This is a genomic window from Paenibacillus mendelii (assembly GCF_024498075.1).
GTDB classification, from domain to species: Bacteria; Bacillota; Bacilli; order Paenibacillales; family Paenibacillaceae; genus Paenibacillus_Z; species Paenibacillus_Z mendelii.
The window spans coordinates 48,438-70,078 of sequence record NZ_JANHOF010000006.1 but is presented as its reverse complement, the minus strand read 5'-3'; the positions used below and the strand labels follow the sequence as shown (position 1 = coordinate 70,078).

The 21,641-nt window shown below is 51.9% G+C and carries 18 protein-coding genes; 4 read left to right on the top strand and 14 right to left on the bottom strand.

Going from position 1 to position 21,641, the window contains the following annotated elements; translation table 11 throughout:
- Window positions 1-16 precede the first annotated feature (16 nt).
- Together NNL21_RS19895 and NNL21_RS19890 are read left to right on the top strand one after the other, a co-directional pair.
- Window positions 17-1,687, top strand: coding sequence for a histidine kinase N-terminal 7TM domain-containing diguanylate cyclase (locus NNL21_RS19895; protein WP_256555350.1), 1,671 nt, complete (start codon window positions 17-19; stop codon window positions 1,685-1,687).
- A 550-nt stretch (window positions 1,688-2,237) separates the two neighbouring features.
- Complete coding sequence (locus NNL21_RS19890) at window positions 2,238-2,636, top strand: hypothetical protein (RefSeq protein WP_204819714.1); 399 nt, start codon at window positions 2,238-2,240, stop codon at window positions 2,634-2,636.
- 143 nt (window positions 2,637-2,779) lie between these two features.
- Here the strand turns inward: NNL21_RS19890 and NNL21_RS19885 are convergent, their stop codons facing one another.
- The 14 genes from NNL21_RS19885 to NNL21_RS19820 form a co-directional block, all read right to left on the bottom strand.
- On the bottom strand, window positions 2,780-3,130 hold the full coding sequence (locus tag NNL21_RS19885; RefSeq protein ID WP_204819713.1) for a response regulator: 351 nt from the start codon (window positions 3,128-3,130) through the stop codon (window positions 2,780-2,782).
- Between the two features lie 337 nt (window positions 3,131-3,467).
- On the bottom strand, window positions 3,468-4,253 hold the full coding sequence (locus tag NNL21_RS19880; RefSeq protein WP_204819712.1) for a hypothetical protein: 786 nt from the start codon (window positions 4,251-4,253) through the stop codon (window positions 3,468-3,470).
- Window positions 4,254-4,276: 23 nt separating this feature from the next.
- Window positions 4,277-5,065 carry a hypothetical protein gene (locus NNL21_RS19875; protein WP_204819711.1) on the bottom strand — a complete coding sequence of 263 codons (789 nt, stop codon included), beginning with the start codon at window positions 5,063-5,065 and terminating at the stop codon, window positions 4,277-4,279.
- A complete protein-coding gene (locus tag NNL21_RS19870; protein ID WP_204819710.1) occupies window positions 5,062-5,613 on the bottom strand; it encodes a sigma-70 family RNA polymerase sigma factor in 552 nt (183 codons plus the stop codon). The genes NNL21_RS19875 and NNL21_RS19870 overlap by 4 nt, the downstream gene beginning before the upstream one ends.
- Window positions 5,614-5,800: 187 nt before the next feature.
- Complete coding sequence (locus tag NNL21_RS19865) at window positions 5,801-6,187, bottom strand: hypothetical protein (protein ID WP_204819709.1); 387 nt, start codon at window positions 6,185-6,187, stop codon at window positions 5,801-5,803.
- A 44-nt stretch (window positions 6,188-6,231) separates the two neighbouring features.
- Window positions 6,232-7,170 (bottom strand): hypothetical protein, encoded by a 939-nt coding sequence (locus NNL21_RS19860; protein ID WP_204819708.1) that lies wholly within the window; start codon window positions 7,168-7,170, stop codon window positions 6,232-6,234.
- Between the two features lie 58 nt (window positions 7,171-7,228).
- Window positions 7,229-9,370, bottom strand: coding sequence for an alpha-galactosidase (locus NNL21_RS19855; protein ID WP_204819707.1), 2,142 nt, complete (start codon window positions 9,368-9,370; stop codon window positions 7,229-7,231).
- Between the two features lie 81 nt (window positions 9,371-9,451).
- A complete protein-coding gene (locus NNL21_RS19850; protein ID WP_204819706.1) occupies window positions 9,452-10,348 on the bottom strand; it encodes a carbohydrate ABC transporter permease in 897 nt (298 codons plus the stop codon).
- Window positions 10,349-10,360: 12 nt separating this feature from the next.
- A complete protein-coding gene (locus NNL21_RS19845) occupies window positions 10,361-11,323 on the bottom strand; it encodes an ABC transporter permease (protein ID WP_204819705.1) in 963 nt (320 codons plus the stop codon).
- 63 nt (window positions 11,324-11,386) lie between these two features.
- The gene (locus NNL21_RS19840; protein ID WP_204819704.1) at window positions 11,387-13,072 is read right to left on the bottom strand and encodes a type 2 periplasmic-binding domain-containing protein; all 1,686 of its coding nucleotides are present in this window, start codon (window positions 13,070-13,072) and stop codon (window positions 11,387-11,389) included.
- 247 nt (window positions 13,073-13,319) lie between these two features.
- The gene (locus tag NNL21_RS19835) at window positions 13,320-14,381 is read right to left on the bottom strand and encodes a response regulator transcription factor (protein ID WP_204819703.1); all 1,062 of its coding nucleotides are present in this window, start codon (window positions 14,379-14,381) and stop codon (window positions 13,320-13,322) included.
- A 4-nt stretch (window positions 14,382-14,385) separates the two neighbouring features.
- Complete coding sequence (locus tag NNL21_RS19830) at window positions 14,386-16,119, bottom strand: sensor histidine kinase (RefSeq protein ID WP_204819702.1); 1,734 nt, start codon at window positions 16,117-16,119, stop codon at window positions 14,386-14,388.
- Between the two features lie 322 nt (window positions 16,120-16,441).
- Entirely contained in the window at window positions 16,442-17,641 is a 1,200-nt protein-coding gene (locus tag NNL21_RS19825) for an enolase C-terminal domain-like protein (RefSeq protein ID WP_204819701.1), read from the bottom strand.
- Between the two features lie 19 nt (window positions 17,642-17,660).
- Entirely contained in the window at window positions 17,661-18,515 is an 855-nt protein-coding gene (locus NNL21_RS19820; protein ID WP_256555349.1) for an SDR family NAD(P)-dependent oxidoreductase, read from the bottom strand.
- 346 nt (window positions 18,516-18,861) lie between these two features.
- Between NNL21_RS19820 and NNL21_RS19815 the strand changes: the two genes are divergently transcribed.
- Both NNL21_RS19815 and NNL21_RS19810 read left to right on the top strand, forming a co-directional pair.
- Entirely contained in the window at window positions 18,862-21,249 is a 2,388-nt protein-coding gene (locus NNL21_RS19815; RefSeq protein ID WP_256555348.1) for a PrsW family glutamic-type intramembrane protease, read from the top strand.
- Window positions 21,250-21,576 carry a hypothetical protein gene (locus tag NNL21_RS19810; RefSeq protein ID WP_204819700.1) on the top strand — a complete coding sequence of 109 codons (327 nt, stop codon included), beginning with the start codon at window positions 21,250-21,252 and terminating at the stop codon, window positions 21,574-21,576.
- Window positions 21,577-21,641: the final 65 nt, after the last annotated feature.

Genomic DNA, 21,641 nt, shown 5'->3' with positions numbered 1-21,641 from the left:
ATCGGATTAGGCTTCCATGCTGCTAACGGCTGCTCCGGAGGCCGAATTTGTTAGTGGAGCGAATGGAACCATGGGAACGCCTTATTCCGCAGTCATAACTCTTATCGTCGCAGCCGGTGTCATCAATGTCCTAATGGGCATCTACGTGCTGTCCAACCGGACCAAGCATTCGATGGCGAAGACCTTCATCTTCTTTACCTTGTTATCAGCCATCTATACCTTCGGCTCAGCACTTGAACTGTCCGCCGGTTCACTTGCCGAAATCAAGTTCTGGATCAAGTTCGAATACTTAGGAATGCCGTTTCTTCCTCCACTCAACCTACTGATCATCATGCATTTCCTAGGTATGGACCGTTATCTCAAGCGCGCATGGAAGATGGCGCTGTTCATCATGCCGGCCGTGACTTTGGCGCTCGTCTGGACGAATGAATCGCATCATCTTTATTACCGCTCTATCGGGCTCCGAGAGGGCACTACCATGCTTAAGGCCGATCTCGGAATAGGGCCCTGGTATATTATTCAAGGGGGCTACACCTTCGCCTGTATGATCGGCGGGGTCACGCTGCTGCTATTGTATTGGCAGCGCATGAAATCGTACCGGCCCCAAATATTCATTATGCTGACCGGGCTGCTGCTGCCGTTGGCGGGCGACTTTGCCTATCTCGGCCAACTGACGCCCGAAGGGATGGATCCCATCCCGGTCATTATGACAGGTACATCCGCGCTCTACCTGTGGGCACTTGCCTCACGGGGGATGATGAATGTTGCTCCAATCGCGAGAGACAATCTATTCGAAAGCATGCGCGACGGTGTACTCGTGCTCGATTTGGAGAATCGGCTCGTAGATTACAACCCTGCTGCAGCCGTCATCATACCAGAGTTGTCCGCCAATTCCATCGGTCATCGAATAGAACCGTTATGGCGTATGCATACAGATGAGCCTCTCCTCGATGCCGTCCGCAAGGACCGGAAAGAACGGACTGCGGAAACATCCAGTATTCAAGAAATGGAGTGGAGGGTTGGCGAACAGGCGTACGACTACCATATTCGCTCGTCTATTGTCCGGAAGAAGGGCGGTCAAGAGACCGGAAAGCTGATCGTACTGATCGATGTTACTGAACGGGTCCGGCTCCATAAGCAGCTTCACGAGCTCGCCTACCATGATGGCTTGACGGGAATTTTCAACAGAATCCACTTTATTCATCTGAGTGAAGAACTATTAGCCAACGCCGGTGCAGACGGGTCGTCGCTCGCACTAGTCCTGTTCGATATCGATTACTTCAAGCGTATCAATGACACCTATGGGCATGATATTGACCGTGCGCTGCTTCACATTGTTGAGATATGCCGCCGTATGCTGCGTCCCCAGGATGTCTTCGCACGCTACGGCGGGGAAGAATTCGTCATAGCCATGCCCGGTCTGTCTCCGACGGAAGCCGAGTCGGCGGCACAGCGCATCCGTAGTGAAATTGCGGGACAGCCCATGTCAGGTCCCCAGGGGAATTTGCCGATCACAGCCAGCTTCGGCGTCGCTGTCTCCCAAGGCGGCTTAGAGTTTTTAGAGGAAGAAGCCACCATTAACCTCCTATTGAAGGATGCCGACCGAGCGCTCTATGAAGCGAAGAACGCCGGCCGTAACACGGTACGTCTGGCAGGCAGCGCCAAGGTTCATGACGCCACCGGATAAACGTTATTCTCAAGTATGAAGTTCTAGTTGCTAATACCGCAATCACCAAGCTTCCGGTTTGCAAAGTTAGGGGTAGTGCCGTTCAAATGACCTGCCAAGGTTTTTGTTCTGCATGTGTTGTACCTGCTTTCAAACGGAGGTTTTCTATGAGCAATAATAAATTCAATTACATGGCATCTAACCTATGCTGATACAACAAAGTGAATACGTATTCATTGAATTTATGCATATGCATTCAGAATGACCGTTGAAGTGAGCAAGGAAGCTTGTGGGTGAGGAAGAAGAAGTAGAGCATCGCAAGAAAGAACGGGGAGGAATGTCTCGAATATCCTTCAGGCGGTTTTTCGTTCTATTAGAGAGCTCGTAACTCCCACAGGCGAGCTGATATCCGAAGAATAAAAGTTATTCAGGTGTTGTCCACATGTTATCCTGTGCGTTCTGTGGATAACTATTTCGATATGTTGGAAGCTGCTTCACTATCCACAACCTTGTCGCGGAACTATCTTTCTATTTAACGCGTCTATATTAAACGAACCAAGAAGCAGCCATTATGCGAGGTGAGCATCATCAATCATTCCATGCGATCTACCATCATGCTTTGCCTGTGACAGCCCTCCCCCTTCCCTGGATGCTGGCACAGGCAAAGCCCCACCTACCAGGGAGCGTGATGGATATTACATTCAAACCATTCAACCGGGACCGTGCCTATTACCGCCACCATCGAAACCGTGTCATTACTCGCAAGCGCAATATTATGAAACAGTTTCATTGGCGTCTGCCTGAAGACCAAATGGGCCGATTAGCCAAAGGTAAGATTCACTGCTCCTGCTGGTTGTGCTCCAAGAAGTCCCATCGGCTAGGATTTCCTAAATCGGAGATGGCGCAAATCGAGGATCAGAATCAGCAGCTGGAGGACATGCAGGAAATCACCGTACCTCGGCTCACCTAGAGAGCACAAAGAGTAGTTATGCAGGTGTTACCCACATGTTTCCCTGTGTATATTGTGGATAACTAAACCATCTTCCTGCGCTCTTGAAAGCACAAAAGGGAACGTCACCGTTCCCTTTTGTTGCTGTCATTAGAATCAAGCCGCTAGTTTCCCATAACCTTGCGTATCGTCTCCAAGACCCGATCTTTATGGAACGGCTTCACGATAAAGTCCTTTGCCCCTGCTTGTATGGCATTAATCACCATACTCTTCTGTCCTATTGCCGAGCACATAATCACTTTTGCTTGCGGATCATGCTTTTTGATGGCTTTAAGCGCTTCAACCCCATCCATCTCGGGCATTGTGATATCCATTGTGACCAGATCGGGCTTCATCTGCTTATATAGATAGACCGCTTCTTCTCCATTTGCCGCCTCTACCGCAATCTCATGCCCGGCTGCCCGAAGCACGTCTTTTAACATTTGTCTCATAAAGGCTGCGTCATCCACTACCATAATCTTTGCTGCTCGTACAATAAGCTCCTCCTTTAGTCACCATCGGTATTGAATGTGAGGGATAGAAGGCGCCCCCGCTCTCTACCCCTCTGCCAATGGAGTCTTTGGGCAATTGCAGGCATCTCTGTTGTTCTCTATTGTGCCGCTCATTGCCGCCTCAGTCCTACCCCATCCCATTGTACCAGCCCAATCTGACAAATTTCTTGCAAATGTAAACCTATGGTGTAGAATCCATTAGAAAGGATCATAGACACTCATCCATAACAGGATGCGAAATGGTTCTTTTAGTCATCAAATACACGATGGTGATACGACACGCCATACTGGCTTCACCGGCTTATTTTCTGCCGAACAGCTTCTTGCGCGATACCATCAGGATGGCGGCCGACAATACGACAACCACGGCGATCCATAGAATCGTACGATTGACGGTCGGCTTCTCGCTGCTTGCAGCAGCAGCATCCACTGCAGGTGCAGATGCAGCAGTTGCGGCAAACAGTTCTGATTGCTGCCCTTCAACCACGTTCACAAGGTCGCGGCCAAACTTCTCATACAGGAATTCTGCATGTTTTTCCGCATACGGGGTAATACCGATCTCCACTTTATCGCCGACTGCTCCCGTGTTCGTTACGGTGAAACCGAGCTGTTCCAATTCCGCTTGTCCCTGCCCGGTCACATAGGCATCGATCTCCGTTTGCTTCTGCTCCAGCGCATCGTCTGCGGGAGCATCGCCTTCGACTGAAACCGACGCTAGTAATTGGGCTTGCTGGCCTTCCACCACGTTCACAAGGTCGCGGCCAAACTTCTCATACAGGAATTCTGCATGCTTTTCCGCGTATGGGGTAATACCGACCTCCACTTTATCGCCGACAGCTCCTGTGTTCGTTACGGTGAAACCGAGCTGTTCCAATTCCGCTTGTCCCTGCCCGGCCATATAGGCATCGATCTCCGTTTGCTTCTGCTCCAGCGCATCCACGGCAGCCCTCTCTGAGGTTTGAATCGTACGTACGGCTGGCTGTTCCGCCGAAGCCTGCACAGTAGTCGCCGTAAATAATACGGCCCAACAACCTGCAACCAGCAATGCACGGAACACAGTTCCCTTTATCTTCATCTTCGGATTCATATGATCCTCCTCTAATTGATCTCTTATGGGGCTTTGAACTGCTCAGCGAATGACAATGCTTCATCCTCCAACAGGTTACCCCGCAGCTTGTATTGAACGCCGTCAACATGCCATCGGAGCTGGATTCCTGTATTCTGATGGTCAGGATCGTCATCCGGTGGTCCTATATAACCGACAGTTCCGTTAAGATCTACTTGTTTATCGTTGTTTACGGGCTCTGCAATTTCCTGCTTATGTGCACTCCATTGGAATGATCCCGCGCCCTCCTTGTCGTACTGAAATTCGAGTGTGTCGGACGTTCCATTCTCCGGACCCGTCGCACGAATCTGCCTTAGCTCGAAGCCATCGGGTACCGCCCTTGGCAGCATCAGCCCCCCGCCGAAGGATAGAGCGGCTTCCTCTACAGTCGCAGGCAGCCAAGTGGTGCCGTCTGTCGCCGACAGCAGTCCCGGTAAATCTTCGCCCTTCAGAATCGTTGGCGGATCATTCAGCGTTCCGCCTATGCCTTCATTCGCGCCGTGCTCCACTCGGTCGATGAGCGTCCGACTGCCCCCCGCAGGTTCGCCGGGGCTACCGAAGAACGTATCGTCCGCAAGAATCATTACCGCGATTGCTGCGGCAGCCACGGAGACAAGGAGCAGCCGGCGCCAATCGAACTTGGAGCGCTCAATGCGCGGGGAACTCATCTGATTCGTCATCGCATGGCGCAGTATTTCGTTTTTCATCCGGTCATCGAATTCCAGCCCTTGGAACAGCAGCTCGTCGACTTCGTTCTTGAAGTATTCGCGGATATTGTGATCCGTGCTGTTCATTGCACCAGTCCCTCCTTTTTCAGATGCTCCCCAAGCAGCTCTCTGGCCCGATGCAGTCTGCCGCGCACCGTCCCTTCCGGCGTACCGGTCGCTTCCGCAATCTCGCGGGTCGACAGCTCCATATAATAATAGAAGTATATGACCTCATGATAATGCGGCGGCAGCTTGGCGACATGCTTCAAAATCAATGTCCGGCTGTATCGGACAAGAGCCTCATCCTCTGCACTGTCGCGCTCGGCATGCTGCAGCAGCTGAGGATCCATCAGCTGCTCGGATGCCATCTTCAAGCCCAATTTGTCCCGGCATACATTGACCGTGATCCGAGTCAGCCAGGTTTTCACCGAGCAATCTCCCCGGAAGGAGGACCAGTTCCTATAGGCTCGAATGAACGCTTCCTGGCTGGCATCTTCCGCCAGATGGCGATCGCCCATATAAAAATGCGCGGTTCTCAGCACCGCTGTTCCATAATCAGTCATCATCGCCTCAAGTGCTTGGGAGGGATTCTCAGGGAAGCTTAATTTGTCGAATCGGCCGGCCGGCCCCGCCATATCCTCACCTCCGTACACTATAGACGGCCGCTCGAAGAAATTCGCTACACCAAATGAAAATTTTTTTTCGGAAGCCGCTTGGACGCATGGATTTTTTAGAGAGCGGATGGTGCTGGACTCAAAAAAAACCGCCGCATTCCGAAATCGGAATACGACGGTGTACAGGAAGCCTGACATCGCGGCGGGATTATCTCACTTCAATGATTCGCGCGGAGCCTTGATTTACACAAACCATGACGGCTGAATACGGCTTATCATTATCCATATAGGTATTAGCGCGTACCTCCTTGCCGTCCACATAAAGCACTTCATGCATACCCGGGAATGCGGCATTCCAGTTCAAGGGACCGCCCGTATGATTATCCAGTCTCGAACTTCGCAGACCCCTATGCTGGAGATGAACTTCACCGTCGAATAAAGGAATCCCCCGGAGCGCAGCATCAGGTGTCTGGGCCGTTAAGCGCGGGCACGTATTCAACGTTCGCGTCGAGGCATTAGGGCGAATGCCCATCAATCCTTCCGCAAGACATCCGATCCAGGAGAACGATACCTCGGGATATACTCTGCGTTTCATGGATGGATCCGCCAATCGCTGCAGAAAGTTATATCCTTCTTCATTCAGCCATACTTATATAAAACTTCAGGCACGTATGACATCATCTCGATCAGGGGAACTTTGTCGAAATAACTCCAATAGGTGATGTCATCCAGAAGGTTCCGTGTAGCCCTGTCATCCGAGGCAATCCCGAAGAAGCCGAGCATAACGTTATTCCACTCATCCGTCTGACTCATGTCCTGGAACATGGCCGCATAATATTTGCCGTTTGCCGGATTAATCCATTGGTGATGAAATCGCTGCTGCAGCAATCTGGCCTGCTCGGCGAACACTACGGAGCGGTCGTTTTCATTCTTCAAGCTCAGAATCGCTGCATAAGCTCTATAGGCCGCAAACTGAGCGGCAATCAGATCGGCCCCGATCCGAATATCGCTGTTTCCGATGTTTTCTTCGATATATGAGGCGATTCCACGCCTCCCGTACTCGGGAAGATGCTCCAACATGCCGTCCCCGTCTTTGTCCCAGGCTTGAACGTACGAGGTTACCGTGCTTTCGTAGAAACGGTTAAACGCCTGATCTTCGAGATAGGCAGAATCCCCCGTCCACAGGTACATCCGATAGCAGCAATAGAGGACATCGAAATTAGCGGGCAAATTATACCAGAAGTCTTTATCGTTAAGATAATCCACCGATGCGGGCTTATCCCATCTGTTGATTTCCCAGTAGCTGCACCAGTCCCGATTCGGAGAAATGTTCATGGCAAACTTATGAAGCATATTCTTCGTATGCTCCGCCAGTCCCAGCAGCTGCGCACCGGCTGCATGATGGGCCACATCTCTCATGCAGAAGGCTTCGCGGCCGGGTAATGCCGCTTCATACCATTGTCCAACCGGATCATCTTCGAACACATAAGACAAGGCTTGCTGCTTCGCCCATTCAAAGCTCGCCAGCAGCCGTTCATCGGAAGTTTCAAACTGCAGCCGGGCTGTCCGCTTACTCATCAACTCTTCCTCCCTCACTATTCTTGCAACTAAAGACCGGCGATAGACACCATTACTGTTACAATTGTCCAAATGAGAGCTTCGATAAGGTTTCTTCCCCAGTGAAGCAGATGGTTAGCTTCACCGTCTCCCCCTCTATGCTCCAATCGCCTTGACCATTATCAACGCTTAAACCCAACACAGTAAAACCTGCTGGCACATAGTACCAATAATTCTCCGAAGTACCGGGTACACCTGCAAGCTTCAGTGTATGCAGGCCATTGTCCCAGCTTTCATGAAGCACGCTGATCGCGTCCATACTGACATGCCGTGAGGATGCAAGGAGAACAGGTTTATGATCAACCGGGCAAACCGCCATGATTTGACAGCTGCCGACTTCAAGCTCATGGCACGGAATGGATTCGGTATACCTGCCCATGTACTGCTGCTGCCAGAAATCGAACACGGCATATTCCCGCGCTGGATTTAATCCAAGCTGTGCGATCTCTAGAACGGATGCTTGCAGCGGCTCCGTCGCGAACCGGCCGGCTACGCACCAGGTTCTATCCGTTGTCTGCATATGGATCGCCCATAGGGTCGTAAACGGATGACCGGGATGACCGACCGGCGGTTTATGGCCGTGACCCGTATGCTGTTGATCCGCTTTATCCAGATCAATGGCATAACCCTGCACATGCGTCCAAGCGAACGCAGGGTAGTTTATATCGAGCGCACCTGTCTCAGCCGTAACGGTGGATAGCGGCGGCAGATTGCGGCGAATCATATGGATCCTTTCATCATCATAGTTCTCAGGCTTATCACTGATCATTAACAAGCTGCCTGTCAGGGCAACGAGCGAAATGGCCGACTTCGCCCACTCCATTGGTGCGCGTACACATACGTGGTCCGGATCGTTCAGGAAGAGTATCCGGTGCGTATGGAACCAGCGGGCGGTCTCCACCAGCTGCATCCGGATGGCTGGCCAGCTCGGATTGGAATCAGTGGCGATTCGGCATGCGTCTGCGAGACCGACAACCTCACTAAACACGCCCCAACAGGACAACAAATAGGCGTCCCCGATCTGTTCCTTGGCACATGCCAAGAAAGCCCTGAATTTCGCTTCCGCTTCGTCGTTACTGATCAGTCCCTCTTTCACAGCCTCATGCAAACCATCGTAGATTAAATGGCGTATCGCATCGGTTTTGAAATACGTATAGCCGAATTCATTCATTCCCCTATAGTATGGGGCGACATGACGGGCTAATGTTTCCGGCGTACAATCCAAGACGTAACCGATCCATTTGCCCTTGATCGGGCTGCCTTCCTGATCCTTGATACAGGAATCGCTTAATGCCGCGAAATCCGGATTTGTGACTACGGCATTCGTCCAGATTCCGGGCTGCAGCCCACATTCTTTAATACCCGATGTAAGCCCCTCATGACCCGATGGAAACTTTTCATTCGTTCTCAACCACGCTTCTGCCACTGTGCCGTCAGCTGACTGCGGTATGAGCGAGGGCTGGAAGCCATCGTCCAATTGCACATACTCCAGTCCATACGCCTTGAAGTGATCACTTATGAAACGGGCGGAGCTTAATACATCCGCCTCTTCGATATCTCTGCGGTATGCTTCCCATGAACACCAGCCGGATACCGGCTTCAAGTTCGGGCGCCATTCCCATGGCTTATGGTAAGAGAAATTCAGATGCTTCCGGTAATAGTGCATTCGCAGATTGATAATCCAGGGTGTCACCCCGACCTCTACATCGATCTCGGCGATGGCGTTTCCATTATCTTGAGTTCTAATTCTATCGCAAGCCCAGCGCCAATCCGCCCCATGCCAATCGATTAATAAATCCTGCAGCACATCATACAGGCCATTCGCCCCATAGATGGTTGGCCGGCCGGACTGGCCGAGGATCGCTTCCCCATCTGCGGCCCGCCGAGGACGCATATTTATGGCATCCTCACTTAATTCAAATGTAACCCGAACACGCTGCGGCCGTTCGAATGCCAAATACAATTGCTGCACGAACGGACTGGTCTGAAGATTCCCGTCGGACACGCGGCGGTAATATGCTTTGACGCCTTCCGGCAGCGGTATCGAAATAATCGTTCTGCCGTTGTAATGATACTGGAGCAGGTTTGTTTCCTCATCCCATGAGTGGTTCGCTTGCGCGATTGGCGGTTCTGCTGCTGCATGACGCATCGACTGGTTCAAGCTTATTTCCTCCTTTGATTTGTAATCCGGGAGCTGTGTTCGGAAGAACATTCTTCCCGCACAGCACGTTGTGTTCGCTTGCTATCCCTTGACGGCTCCTAAGGTGATGCCGCCGACAAAATACTTCTGGAAAAACGGATAAACGAATATAATCGGCAGCGTAACGACCATGGAGGTTGCCGCCCTAAGCGTGAGTGGCGAAATGTTCCGATACTTGCTGTACGCGAGCTGCTGATCCGCCACCTGCTGCAAGGCTTCCACTTCAAGCAGCAGCCTTCGCAAATAGACCTGGAGCGTATCCCAATTCCCGCTAGAGTTATATAAGATGACGTCGAACCAGGCGTTCCAATGCCCAACCGAGCTGAATACGGCAATGGAAGCGAACACCGGAAGCGAGATGGGAATAATAATGCCAAAATAAATGCGCAGCTCGCCCGCTCCGTCGATCCTGGCCGATTCAGATAAGGACTCGGGCAGATTTTGCATATAGGATGCCATGATCAGCATGTAGTAGGCGTTTAATAAACTCGGAATCCAATACACTTGAAAGGTGTTGATTAACCCCAGCTTCATCATCAGCATATACGTCGGAATAAGACCTCCCCCGAAGTACATGGTGAACAAGAACAATAACCGGAGCATTTTTCGGCCTGAGAATCCTCGGATGGTGACGATATAAGCCAGCAGTCCCGTCATGAATACGCATGTGCTCGTTCCGACGGCTACCCGCAGGATCGATATCCCGAGCCCGGATAGTAAATTATTATTCTGAAACAGGAGCATGTACGAATCGAATGAAAATTGACGGGGGTATAAATAAATACCGCCTCGAGCTGCATCCGCCCCGTCATTCAAAGACAGTGCGAGCAAGTTAAGAAAAGGGTAAATCATGACACTTGACACGATAAGCATAAATATGACATTGCAGACGTCAAATATTTTGCTGCCTAGACTTGGTTTCAGAAAGGATTGCTCCATATTTGCGCCCCCCTAGAAGATTGAAGTGTCGAGTACTTTTTTAGAAATGCGATTCGCACTAAACACAAGGAATACCCCAATGACCGCTTTCATCAATCCAACGGCTGCCCCGTAGGAATAGTTGCCCAATTGAATGCCGTATTTATAGGCATACGTATCAATAACTTCGTAATATTCGCGCGTTTGTGAGTTACCGATCAGCAGCTGCTGCTCGAAGCCGGCATTGAGAATGCCGCCGATGCCCAAGATCCAGAGCAGCACAATCGTCGGGCGAACGCCTGGCAGCGTAATATGCCACATCGCTCCCATTCGTCCGAGACCATCGACTTTGCCAGCCTCGTAAACCTCCGAGTCCACCCCGGCCATCGCCGACAAGTAGATGATCGTTGACCAGCCAACGTCTTTCCATAGATTCGATGCGGTAATAATGCCCCAGAAATACTTCCCTTCCCCCAAATAAGAGATAGGTTGGTCAATAATGCCCAAGCGCAGCAGGATATCGTTTAATATGCCTTCATTGCCCAGAAGTGTGAACAGAATGCTCGCCACAACGACCCAAGAAATAAAATGGGGCAAATACGAAATCGTCTGCACCACCTGTTTAAATCTCTTCTTCCGCAGTTCATTGAGCAGCAGCGCCAATACGATGGGTGCGGGAAATCCGACCAGTATATTTAATCCGCTAATAACGAGCGTATTGCGTACAACATTCCCGAAATCCGGTGAGTCGATGAAAGCCTTAAAATGCCTCAGCCCGGCCCAATCACTGGAAATAATCGATTTACCCGGCACATAGTCGACGAAGGCCATCATGATTCCATACATCGGAACGTAGTTGAATATGATGACCCAAGCGATTAAAGGAAGACTGATGAACCATAGGTTCCTTTCTCTGTATAACGTTTTCTTCCGACGCGCCCATTTAGAGACGGGTCCTGCAGGAAGCGGCAAGTGTTCAACAACCGGTTTATCCATGTAAGCTTCCTCCCTAAAGGTTGAACAAAAGGAAGGCAGCAGCCTTCCTCTCTTATGACCCTTCTACCATTCCGCCAATCGTCTTTGGTTCTCCTTCGTGCGGAAAGCCTCAATGTCTTTCAATCCGGAGCTATTCAACTTATCGCGCATATCATTGAAATTCTTGACCGATTCTTCCTCGGTTTTGGACGTGACAGCTTTGGCCCACAGCGTTTCAAGCATCTCTTCGATCTGCGTATTGGTCACAGCCAATAGATCATTGCCTGGAATCTGGATGACGCTGAGCGTATTATCATAGATCGTATCCTTCAAGTTCTCGTTCATCAGCTTCTTCCACTTCGCTTCATCGTTGAAGTTCTGATCGAACCAATATGTGCTCTTGCCATCATCCTTCATCGTTCCAACACCTTCGACAAGCGTGAAGACGCCTTGTCCCAGCTTGTCGCTGTTCGTGAAATCATAGGTGCCGTCTACGACCGCTTTCTTCATGGCCTCCACCCATTTGAATGTTCCGTTCTCATAGGTCCACACAGAGTTGGCCGTATTTGGAACGCCCCATCCGATAATTCTTGTACCCATATCGGTAATGGAGAAGTTGAACCATTTCATGATTTCTTCCGGATTCTTGGCCTTATCCGTAATGATGGTGCGATAGGATCCGCGTCCATTCAAAGCGGTCAATTTGGCCTGCTCGGCAGAATCCGCCTTTACCTTCACTTGTACGAAACGTTCCTCGTCCTTCCAATTCGGATTCGTCTTCTGCCAAACTTCATGTCCGGCATTCCAGGATACCCACCAGGAGCCGATATGACCCATGACGCGTTCGGCAGAGAATTTCGCTTTCCAATCGTCAAACGTATTGATAAAGCTGTCCGGGTCGAGCATGCCGTCGCGATAGACCTTATTCATGAACTTTGTCATTTCCAGCCCTTCCGGCGTGTTTACCCAGTGCGTGTTCGTTCCGTCCTTATCGACCTTATACCCGGCCTGCAAGCCCCACATGCCGCCAAGAGTGGGCGCAACCACTTTGTACATCGGCGCATAGCCGGAGAGGGCGTAGGTTTTCTCCCCCTTGCTGTTCTTCGGATGCTCGGCTTGCATCTGTTTCAGAACATTATAGAATTCATCGGGTGTATTAAACGCCGGGGATCCCATGGCTGTCCACCAGTCATACCGGATATGGCCCGATGCACCCGGGATTGGCAGAATGCCCCAATAGCTTGGGAGCGTATACAGCTTGCCGTCTTTATCGAGGAATGACTTATACAAATCGCCCAGCTGGCTTTTGACATTCGGTGCATATTCATCGATATACTGGCCGAGCTCGACGGCCTTCCCCTGTGCAATCCATTTGGCTGCTTGTTCGTCGCTAAGCATCGTAATGACTTCCGGATAATCGCCAGATGCCAGCATAAGGTTCAATTTTTCATTCATATCCACGTCGTACACGATTTTGTTCAGCTTTACATTGAACTTCTCTTGCAAAAATTGCTGCATTAAGGTGCTGTTCTCTTTTACCGTATCTGGATTGTCCTGACCTGCATAAAAATTAATTTCAAGCGTGTTCTTCGGAACGTTCCAGCCAAATTCATTGGTCACTTCTTCAACACCGGTATCCGCCGGAGTATTGCCGTTGTCCGTATTGCTGTTCTGCTTAACAGGAGCCGGTTCATTGTTATTACTTGAGCATCCGGCCAGCATCGATATAACCATTGTGCACATGAGTGTAAAAGTGAGTAGCTTCTTCAAACTGCACCTCCATGAAGTTTTGTAATTTCCGTTCATACATTCAAGCACGTGTTCTCTACGATGTCCGGTCCGCAAATCACCACCTTGCGATTGATTGGCGCGAAATCTCTCTGCTCTTGTCTACTCTTGTCAAAATGATTGCGTTTTCAAGTAAAATAATTGTACAACGCCGAATTTCACAGCGTATATGGCATTTCTTATCCGGATGTATCATTTCTTGCACAAAAAAAGAACGGATCCCCGTTCCCTATAACACCCGCTCCTCATGCATTTGTCTATACTCGGTTGGCGTAATGCCGGTGAATTTTTTGAATGCCTTGGCAAAATGGTGATAATTCGTATAGCCGACCATCAAGGCCACATCACCTACTTTATGTTCCTGAATAGCCAGCAGTTCTTTCGCCTTGCCGATTCGGAGATTGGTCAGGTATTTCATAAAGCTCGTTCCCGTTTCCTCTTTAAAAAACCGGCTGAAATACGATATCGACATGCTCGCATACTCTGCCATGTGGAGCAGCGATATCTCACTATTCGAGAAGTTTGCTTGAATGTAGTCGATGGTTTTCTTCATATGCTGCGACTGGCCCCAATTGCGAAGATGGACGATCTCTTTGAACAAGCTCATACTCGCCCCTTGGAATTGGTCATGCAGTTCTTTCATTGATGGGGTTGGTCCCGGCTCAGACGCCATCGTATGTGGATAGGACCTTCCGCTTCTTTCCCCCAGCCTATTGGTGGTGTAGATAAGCAAATCCCTATAAATATCTCGGACCAAATCCGTCTCGATACACAGCAGCTCGAGCTCGGTGCGAATTGCCTCCAATTTGCTGCGGAGATGGTTTTCCTGAAGGGTCCAAATCCAATTCACGATTTGTTCTCCGTTATCGACGATTTTCCACATCTGCTCTCTACGGTCGATTGACCGCTGCTCGTTACTTATATGCTGCTCATAAATCTTCTTAAGTACCTGCTTGAATTCCTCCGGATCGATGGGTTTCAGTAAATAATCCGTCACATTGTACCGGAGTGCCTGCTGGGCATAATTGAATTCACTGTAACCGGAAATGACGATAATCTGCGTATGGCTGTAATTTCGCTTAACTTCGGCGATCAACTCCAAACCATCCATAATCGGCATGCAGATATCCGTAATGAGCAGATGGGGCGGATCTCCATGAATGATGTCCATAGCCTCTTGGCCGTTCTTCGCCTCGCCCACGATTCGGAAATCGGGATTCGCGCCTTCAATCATAACTCTCAGACTTCGTTTAATCATTTTTTCATCGTCGACTGTGATGATCTTAAACATAGCCTCACTCCGATTCTCTGCTGTCACAATAAGGGAGCGCTATCCGAATGACCGTCCCTGTGTTGTCCGACCGAACGAACCTAAGTCCGAAGCGGTCTCTGAAGAAAAGCTGAATTCTGTTGTGGACATTCAATAAGCCCAAGCATCCGCTTTCAATTCCCGCATGGGCCTTGCCTTGAAACAGGTCGTTATAGTAGTCCATAATTTGCGGCTCCATACCGCCTCCCCGATCCTCGATATAAATATAAAAGATATCCCCGTTCAACTCACCGCTGACCGATAAATACACGGCCTCCAGCTTATGTTTCTGATAGCCGTGCTTAAAAGCGTTCTCCAATAAAGGCTGAAGCGTCATAGGGACGGCAGTCACATGATCCACAAAGCTTTCGTCGATCCGGATTTCGACCCGCAGATTTTCAAATCGCTCCATTTGGATATCCAGATAATCTCTCATGTAAGCCAATTCCATGGACAGCGGTACCGTTCTTGTGTGATTCTCCACACTGTAGCGGAATATTCTCGCCAATGAATTGATAATTCGGCTGATAACCGGCTTGTTTTCAATAATGGCGTGAGAGTTTACAATCTCCAATGTGTTGTACAAAAAGTGGGGATTGATCTGATATTGCAGCGCCTGCATCTTGGAGTCCAAATGCCGCAGTTCCGACTCCTTCTCCTTCAGTTGAAACTCGCTTACGGTATGGATCAGATTTTTAATTTCGTCGACCATACTATTAAAGCTGCGGTAAAGGTAGCCAATCTCACCCTTTTTCGTTGTCGGAACGCGCGCATCCAGATTTCCGTTTTCTACCCGTTTCATCATTCTCTGCAGCACAAGTATGGAATCCGTCAATGAAAAGGAAACCGATAACACGACGACCAGACTACAAATCAACGCAATAATACCAATTAAAAACGTAACGTTCCTCAATTTGACCAAATCCCGATTTAATTCAGACAGGGGAACCTCGGAGAAGAAGGCAAGATTGGTGACATTCGACCAGCGGTAGTTGACCAGTATTTTTTGACCGTCCTCGAACTCGACATTCCCTCCAGCCGTCTTGGCTTCCAAGCGGTTAATATAAGAAGACGGGATGCGTTCTCCCCATTTCTGGTGATCGGGGTAATACAAGTAGCGTCCCTTAGGGTCCGCAATCCAGGCAAAACCCGTGTCACCGAGCATGACTTCACTCGATACGGCACTAACTTTGTTCAATCGCAGATCCACGATCAAGATGCCCCAATATCGGGTACCAGGACTGTAAAATTTCACTGCCATCGTCAGCAGCTTCACATCCAAGTACTGGTCCATTCCGATGATTTCAAACTTTCCCGAATTGCCCAAATGATCGACGATTCGCTGGAAGCGTTTCTCTGCGAACAGATTACTGTAGCTCGAGCCGGCAATTTGCTCCTGAGACACAATAGAGATGCCATAGATATCAGGACGTCCAACCATAACGTTATAGAACATCTTGTTGAGCTGTTTCGTGTAAAGCAGCCGCTCATAAGGCCCCTTGCCGGAGTGCTCCAAGTACTGCGCCGAAGTCGTGCGCGCAATCATCGGCACTGTCAAATCAACAATTTCCAAAAAATATGAATCCAGTCTGCTGCTCATCTGCTTGATGATCTCGCCGCCGAGCTTCAACGTGTTTTCCTGGATCGTTCGCGTTGACATCTGGTACCAGTAAATACCCAGAGCGCTCACTAACGTAAAAAACAGGACAACCGTAATCATAATTTTATTTCTTATTGAGAAAGGCATCCTCATCGTACACCCCAGTTGTGCAGCTTGGCCTCTATGAAATAATAGGAAGGCCTAGACTATTTCGGTTATAGTTCTACTAGACTTATTCCACGATTCCTTTATATATCCCTTTATCCGACAAACCAAGCACGAAAATCGATATAATTTGCATTCTAACACTGAATCGCCCGCTTATTCCTCCGATTGAACGAAGCGCTGAAGCAAACAACGCAGCAGCCCGCGCCTCCTAGCTGGAAAGACGCGGGCCGCTGTCACAATCCGGCAACGTGCTGCTGCGGCTATGGCCACCCGGTTAAGGCCGGGCAGGACTGCCGTCCGGCAGGCGCGCCAGCGTCCAGGCCGGGAGGTCATTGCTGCACGGATACTTCGCCGCGAGCGTCTCGTCGATGTCGACCCCGAGGCCAGGCGCTTCATGCACATAGGCGTACCCGCCGCGCAGTGCCGGTGCACCGGGGAATACCTCGCGCATGCGGTCGGAGAACGGATACCACTCCTGAATGCCGAAATTAGGGCTGCTCAAATCCAGATGCAGGTTGGCCGCATGTCCGACTGGCGACACGTCGCCTGGGCCGTGCCATGCGGTGCGAACGCCGAACGCTTCGGAGAGCGCAGCGAGCTTCCTCGCGGGCGTAATGCCGCCGATGGCGCTGATGTGGCAGCGGATGAAGTCGATCAGCCCTCCTGATATGAGAGGCACCCATTCCTGCGGATGAACGAACAGCTCCCCCATCGCGATCGGCGTCGCACTCTGGGCACGTATCATGCGGAATCCGTCCAGCTGTTCCGGCGCGAGCGGATCCTCCAGGAAGAAGAGCCGGTACGGCTCCAACTGCTTGGCCAGACGAACCGCCTCGATAGCCGACAACCGTTCATGAACGTCGTGCAGCAGCTCGATGCCGAACCCGAACGTGCTGCGCATCCTCTCGAACAATTGTGGAACGCTGCGCGCATAAGCATCGGGATCGTAATAGGCGCCGGGCTGTGAATGCTCGGGCGATGCGCAAGCGTGACTGCCGCCGTAACCGCCCCATTGGCACCGGATATGGCGAAGTCCCTGCTCCATGAAACGCCGGACGTTCTCCTCGACCTCATCGAGATCCCGGCCGTCGGCATGGCGGTAGACTGCAACGCCCTCCCGGCATTTGCCGCCGAGCAGCTGGTAGACCGGCTGGCCGGCCAGTTTCCCCTTGATATCCCACAGCGCCATGTCCACGCCGGATATCGCGTTGTTAAGCACGGGGCCGTTGCGCCAATACGAGCTGACCATTGCGGTCTGCCAAATATCCTCGATCCGCTGCGGATCCTTGCCAATTAGAAACGGCTTCATATAATCGTCAATAGCCGATGCAACCGTCAAATAACGCTGCGTAAACGTCGCGCACCCCAGACCGTATAATCCGGGCTCGGATGTCTCAATCTTGACTACGACCAGATTGATGCCGTCCGGCGCGGTTAGAATCGTCTTCACATCCCGTATTGTAATGCCGCTCATTCACTTCTCCCCCTCATATTCAGCTTCGCCTTGCTCCCCATCCGCTAACGCCGTCCTCGGGCATGCCCGGCAGAATGAGGCCGCCGTCGGCACGCAGATTAATGCCTGTGATATAGGCCGCTTCATCCGAAACAAGCCAAGCCGCAATTCGCCCCATATCCTCAGGGGTGCCCATTCTTCCGAGCGGAATCTTGCTCCCTACCCCTTCATGGGGCTCTCTCCCTTCCCGGACAAGCGTCGCCCCAGGGGCCAAGCAATTGATCCGGATCCCATACGGGGCTAGGTCGAGTGCCGCAGATTCCGCTGCCCGCTTCATCCCCGCCTTCAGCCCTCCGTAAACCGCGTCCTCCGGATAGGCCCTCTCTGCTCTCGATGACGTGATGTTCAGAATGCTGCCCCTGATGCCTGACGCGATCATATGCGCAGACACTTCCCGCATCAGAATCAGCGGGGAACGGAAGTTGAGCCCGATGAGATGATCCAGATGCTCCACCCGCAGCCGATCGATCGGATCCCTGACCGTTATGCCCGCATTGTTGACGAGTACATCAATACGGCCCATGTAAGCAAGCGCCTCGCCCGCAGTACGCTCCGCCTCGCCCGGCTCGGCCAAATTGCCGTGCAGGACGAGACAGTCCTTCCCGGTCTCGGATCGGATTCGACACGCCGTCTCCGAGGCATTTGCATCATCCTGCCAGTGGGTAATCGTCAGCGCATACCCGGCCCGCGCAAGCGCAAGGGCGATGCCGCGTCCGATACCGCGGCTGCCTCCGGTTACGAGCGCCGTTCTGCCGGGCGGGCCGCCTGCGATTTGGATGACAGTCTCCCCTTCCGCCATCGCCCGTCCCTCGCCCGAATCATAGACGTCTCTCATGCTCTATCCCTCCTTCTAAATACACTTCCTCTTCCACCTTTGGCACCGGAGAACGTAAACCCTTGGCCTATTATATTTCTGGACGAATAGAAACAGAATCGATGGCGTGATGACTGAGAACGTCTGCGCGAAGACATGGATGTAGGAGTCGATTCGCAAGCGCTTACATCAATTCATCTCCTATTCTACGCCTAGTATTAAAATCCAACAATTATGTTTTTGTCCTGATGACCCTCACCTGTCCATGATGTTCAGGAATATCGGCCGTACTGCAGGGACCTTGCGTTTATATCCGCGGATCGCTACCTGAGACGGCCGTTCTGCCGTACAATAGCAGTAGTATGAATTGTTTCACCCGGCAAGCATTGATGACCGGAGGCTCATTATATTCCTTCCGGCCAGCTTACGGATGGATGGATACCGTGAAATTTTTATTGGACTCTTGTTTCAAACCGCCGCATATTGGTTAACAAACAGTATTTGGCCCGGTAAAATATGGAACATTTGGAGTCGCTTGAAGCAGCAGCCCAACTCCTGGTTCCGCGGGTCTCAGCAGCGAGAGGAGGCGTCCGTCACGAGTACGATCTGGCAGCTTCGCAACGGATTCCGCGATATGCTGGAAGCCGCATACCGGTTCATCCTAGGCCTGATTGCGAAATATCCGTTCATCCGAACGGCATATACGATTCTTTCGTGGATTTCACTAATTGTCTTTATCGTCAGTCTTTTTGTTGTCCCAGACTCCCGCAAGATGCTCGTACAATACTTATGGTCCTTCTACGTATTGATTCAGTTCTGGGTGCTGTGCCGGAGCAAGACCCTGCCCTGGAAGCCGGTCGCGCTGTTCGTCCTGTCGGGCGTCCTGTTCGTCGTTCCGTTCACCACGCTGACCATGGCCGGCCTGCATGCGCTCTTCGGCGGAACAACACGCGACACCTGGTCGGTCGCCGTCATGACGCCCATCTTCGAAGAGCTGTGGAAACTGCTTCCGCTGGGGGTTTTCTTGCTGTTCTCCAGGCGCGCGTCCGCCCTCAGCCTGGGCGATTATGCGCTGATCGGAGGCGCGACCGGCGTCGGCTTTCAGCTGATGGAGGAGCTGTCGCGGCGTTGGGTTAGCGGCAGCAGCTATAGCGTGACTTTTCTCGGGGGAGAGACGATTCATTGGGACTTCTTCTCGCTCTTCCCGGGGAGGTTCGAGGAAAGCTTCCTGCCTACGATGATGACCGTCGGCCATCCCGTCATCACCGCCATGGTTACGCTAGCGATCGGGATCGCACACCGGCTGCGGCCGAGGCTGAGCATGGCAGTCTACATATTCCCGACGCTCTTGCTCGCGTGGGGGATTCTGGATCACGCCGCCTATAATGGACAGAATCAGCTGCCGGATTGGATCCTGACGATACACGACTGGACAGGAAGCGGCTACCGGACGCGCTCGGCCTTCCTGCTTATGCTGGTCGCGGCGATCGTTGCGGATTATTGGATGCTCAATAAGGTAAGGCGGAAGCTGCCATCCCTGCCAAGCGAGCTCCCGTTTAATCCATTCTCCGAGATATGGAATATGACGGCGGCTCTCTTCCAAGACCGCGGCCGCTTCCGGCATTGGCTCGGCTTCTATCGCGAGCGCCGGGAGCTTGGATTCATTCTGCTCTACGGCAACGATGAGGCCTCCGGCAGACAGGACCCGGTGCGGGAACGGATGCAGGCCTTCTACCGGATTGTGACCGGTCTGGCTATGCTGCTGCTGGCTGCAGGCCTATTCGCGGGGATGAGCGTCTATGCGGCGGGCGGCCAGGATTCGGCCTGCTTTGCCTGTCTTTTCGACAGTCTGCAAAATTGGTGGGACCGCCTGGAATGGTATGAACAGGGAGCGATTCTGCTCGGCGCTCTGGCGCTGTCCCTTCTCTTCGTCGGATTCTGGCCGGCTCTTGGAATTGCATTAACTGCAGGAGGCATTGCCGGCAGCGGGCATGAAATTGCCGGGTATATCCGAGATCCCAAGAAGCTGTTGACGCCGGAGAATGCCCTCTCCGTCCTCGCCGGCATTGCGCTCAGCAGGGTTCCGTTCGGCCGGTTCTTCTCCTGGGTGGGGAAGAAAGGCAGCCCCTATGTACGCAAGCTGCTTGATCGGATCGGCTTCCGCAAGTTTGAGAAACCGGAAGTGCCCACCCCTGTCAAGCCCAAGCCCGATGCACCGGGACCACATAGCAAGCCGGACGGTCCAGAGAAGCCGCCCGAGAAACCGGATGAGCCCAAACCGGATGATGACAAGCCGGACAGCGACCGCGATGAGGGCACGACCGCTATCGACCGTTCGGCCTACCGCGAGGTCGAAATCGTGGATAGCAAGAACAGCCCGATCGGTGAATTTGATCAGGTGGATATGGAGAAGAAGATCTTCTATGAGGATAAATCTGCGGAGGGTCTGGATCGCGTCAATCCGAAGACCGGACTGCCCGCCCAGACGCCGCAGGAGTTCGCCGACAAGCAGATATTGGGCAAGACGCGGACCCGGATTCACAATCTAATGAACAATGCCGCTACGACCCGGCCGAAAGCAACAGGTACGCCAGAAGTGCCGACACTGGATGAAATCCGTTCCATCCGCGATTTCGTCTTCCGGCTGGACGGCGACACTCCTGTGCTCAGAACTGCGGTTGAGAACAGCATGAATCAGCTGCGCCAAGAGTTTCCGGATTATACATTCAAAGCTATATTTGGAGGGAAGCCATAAATGTCAGTAAGTGCCTATATTCCCCATCCTGAAAATGAAGAGGAGTTCGGCTTCAACGTGCCCGTTGCCTCCGAAGCATTCTTCAAAGCCTATTGGGAGCCTGCCGCGGAGGAACTGAATCTGCAGTGGGTCCCGATCTTCTCGACCGGTATCGACGTCTCCGAGGAGGATCTGCCGGATGTGCTGGACGAATTGAACCGTCTGAAACAGTGGGCAGCCGCCCGCGGCGGTGAGGAGATGGAGCAGATGCTGGGCCGGATCGATCTGCTCATCACTCAGCTGCCCCAAGCCTACCGGCGCGAAGGCGCCGTCGTCTATATCGGGTGATATAGCGGTTAAACAAAAAAGCGTCAGCCCGCCTGCATAACCCAGGCGGGCTGACGCTTTTTTGT

Bases quoted from the DNA above. Each gene is read 5' to 3' on its own strand.
- NNL21_RS19865 (WP_204819709.1), bottom strand. From the start codon at position 6,187: ATGAAACGCAGAGTATATCCCGAGGTATCGTTCTCCTGGATCGGATGT.
- NNL21_RS19895 (WP_256555350.1), top strand. From the start codon at position 17: ATGCTGCTAACGGCTGCTCCGGAGGCCGAATTTGTTAGTGGAGCGAAT.
- NNL21_RS19890 (WP_204819714.1), top strand. From the start codon at position 2,238: ATGCGAGGTGAGCATCATCAATCATTCCATGCGATCTACCATCATGCT.
- NNL21_RS19880 (WP_204819712.1), bottom strand. From the start codon at position 4,253: ATGAATCCGAAGATGAAGATAAAGGGAACTGTGTTCCGTGCATTGCTG.
- NNL21_RS19860 (WP_204819708.1), bottom strand. From the start codon at position 7,170: ATGAGTAAGCGGACAGCCCGGCTGCAGTTTGAAACTTCCGATGAACGG.
- NNL21_RS19830 (WP_204819702.1), bottom strand. From the start codon at position 16,119: ATGATTACGGTTGTCCTGTTTTTTACGTTAGTGAGCGCTCTGGGTATT.
- NNL21_RS19875 (WP_204819711.1), bottom strand. From the start codon at position 5,065: ATGAACAGCACGGATCACAATATCCGCGAATACTTCAAGAACGAAGTC.
- NNL21_RS19845 (WP_204819705.1), bottom strand. From the start codon at position 11,323: ATGGATAAACCGGTTGTTGAACACTTGCCGCTTCCTGCAGGACCCGTC.
- NNL21_RS19820 (WP_256555349.1), bottom strand. From the start codon at position 18,515: ATGAGAGACGTCTATGATTCGGGCGAGGGACGGGCGATGGCGGAAGGG.
- NNL21_RS19825 (WP_204819701.1), bottom strand. From the start codon at position 17,641: ATGAGCGGCATTACAATACGGGATGTGAAGACGATTCTAACCGCGCCG.
- NNL21_RS19850 (WP_204819706.1), bottom strand. From the start codon at position 10,348: ATGGAGCAATCCTTTCTGAAACCAAGTCTAGGCAGCAAAATATTTGAC.
- NNL21_RS19885 (WP_204819713.1), bottom strand. From the start codon at position 3,130: ATGGTAGTGGATGACGCAGCCTTTATGAGACAAATGTTAAAAGACGTG.
- NNL21_RS19870 (WP_204819710.1), bottom strand. From the start codon at position 5,613: ATGGCGGGGCCGGCCGGCCGATTCGACAAATTAAGCTTCCCTGAGAAT.
- NNL21_RS19835 (WP_204819703.1), bottom strand. From the start codon at position 14,381: ATGTTTAAGATCATCACAGTCGACGATGAAAAAATGATTAAACGAAGT.
- NNL21_RS19810 (WP_204819700.1), top strand. From the start codon at position 21,250: ATGTCAGTAAGTGCCTATATTCCCCATCCTGAAAATGAAGAGGAGTTC.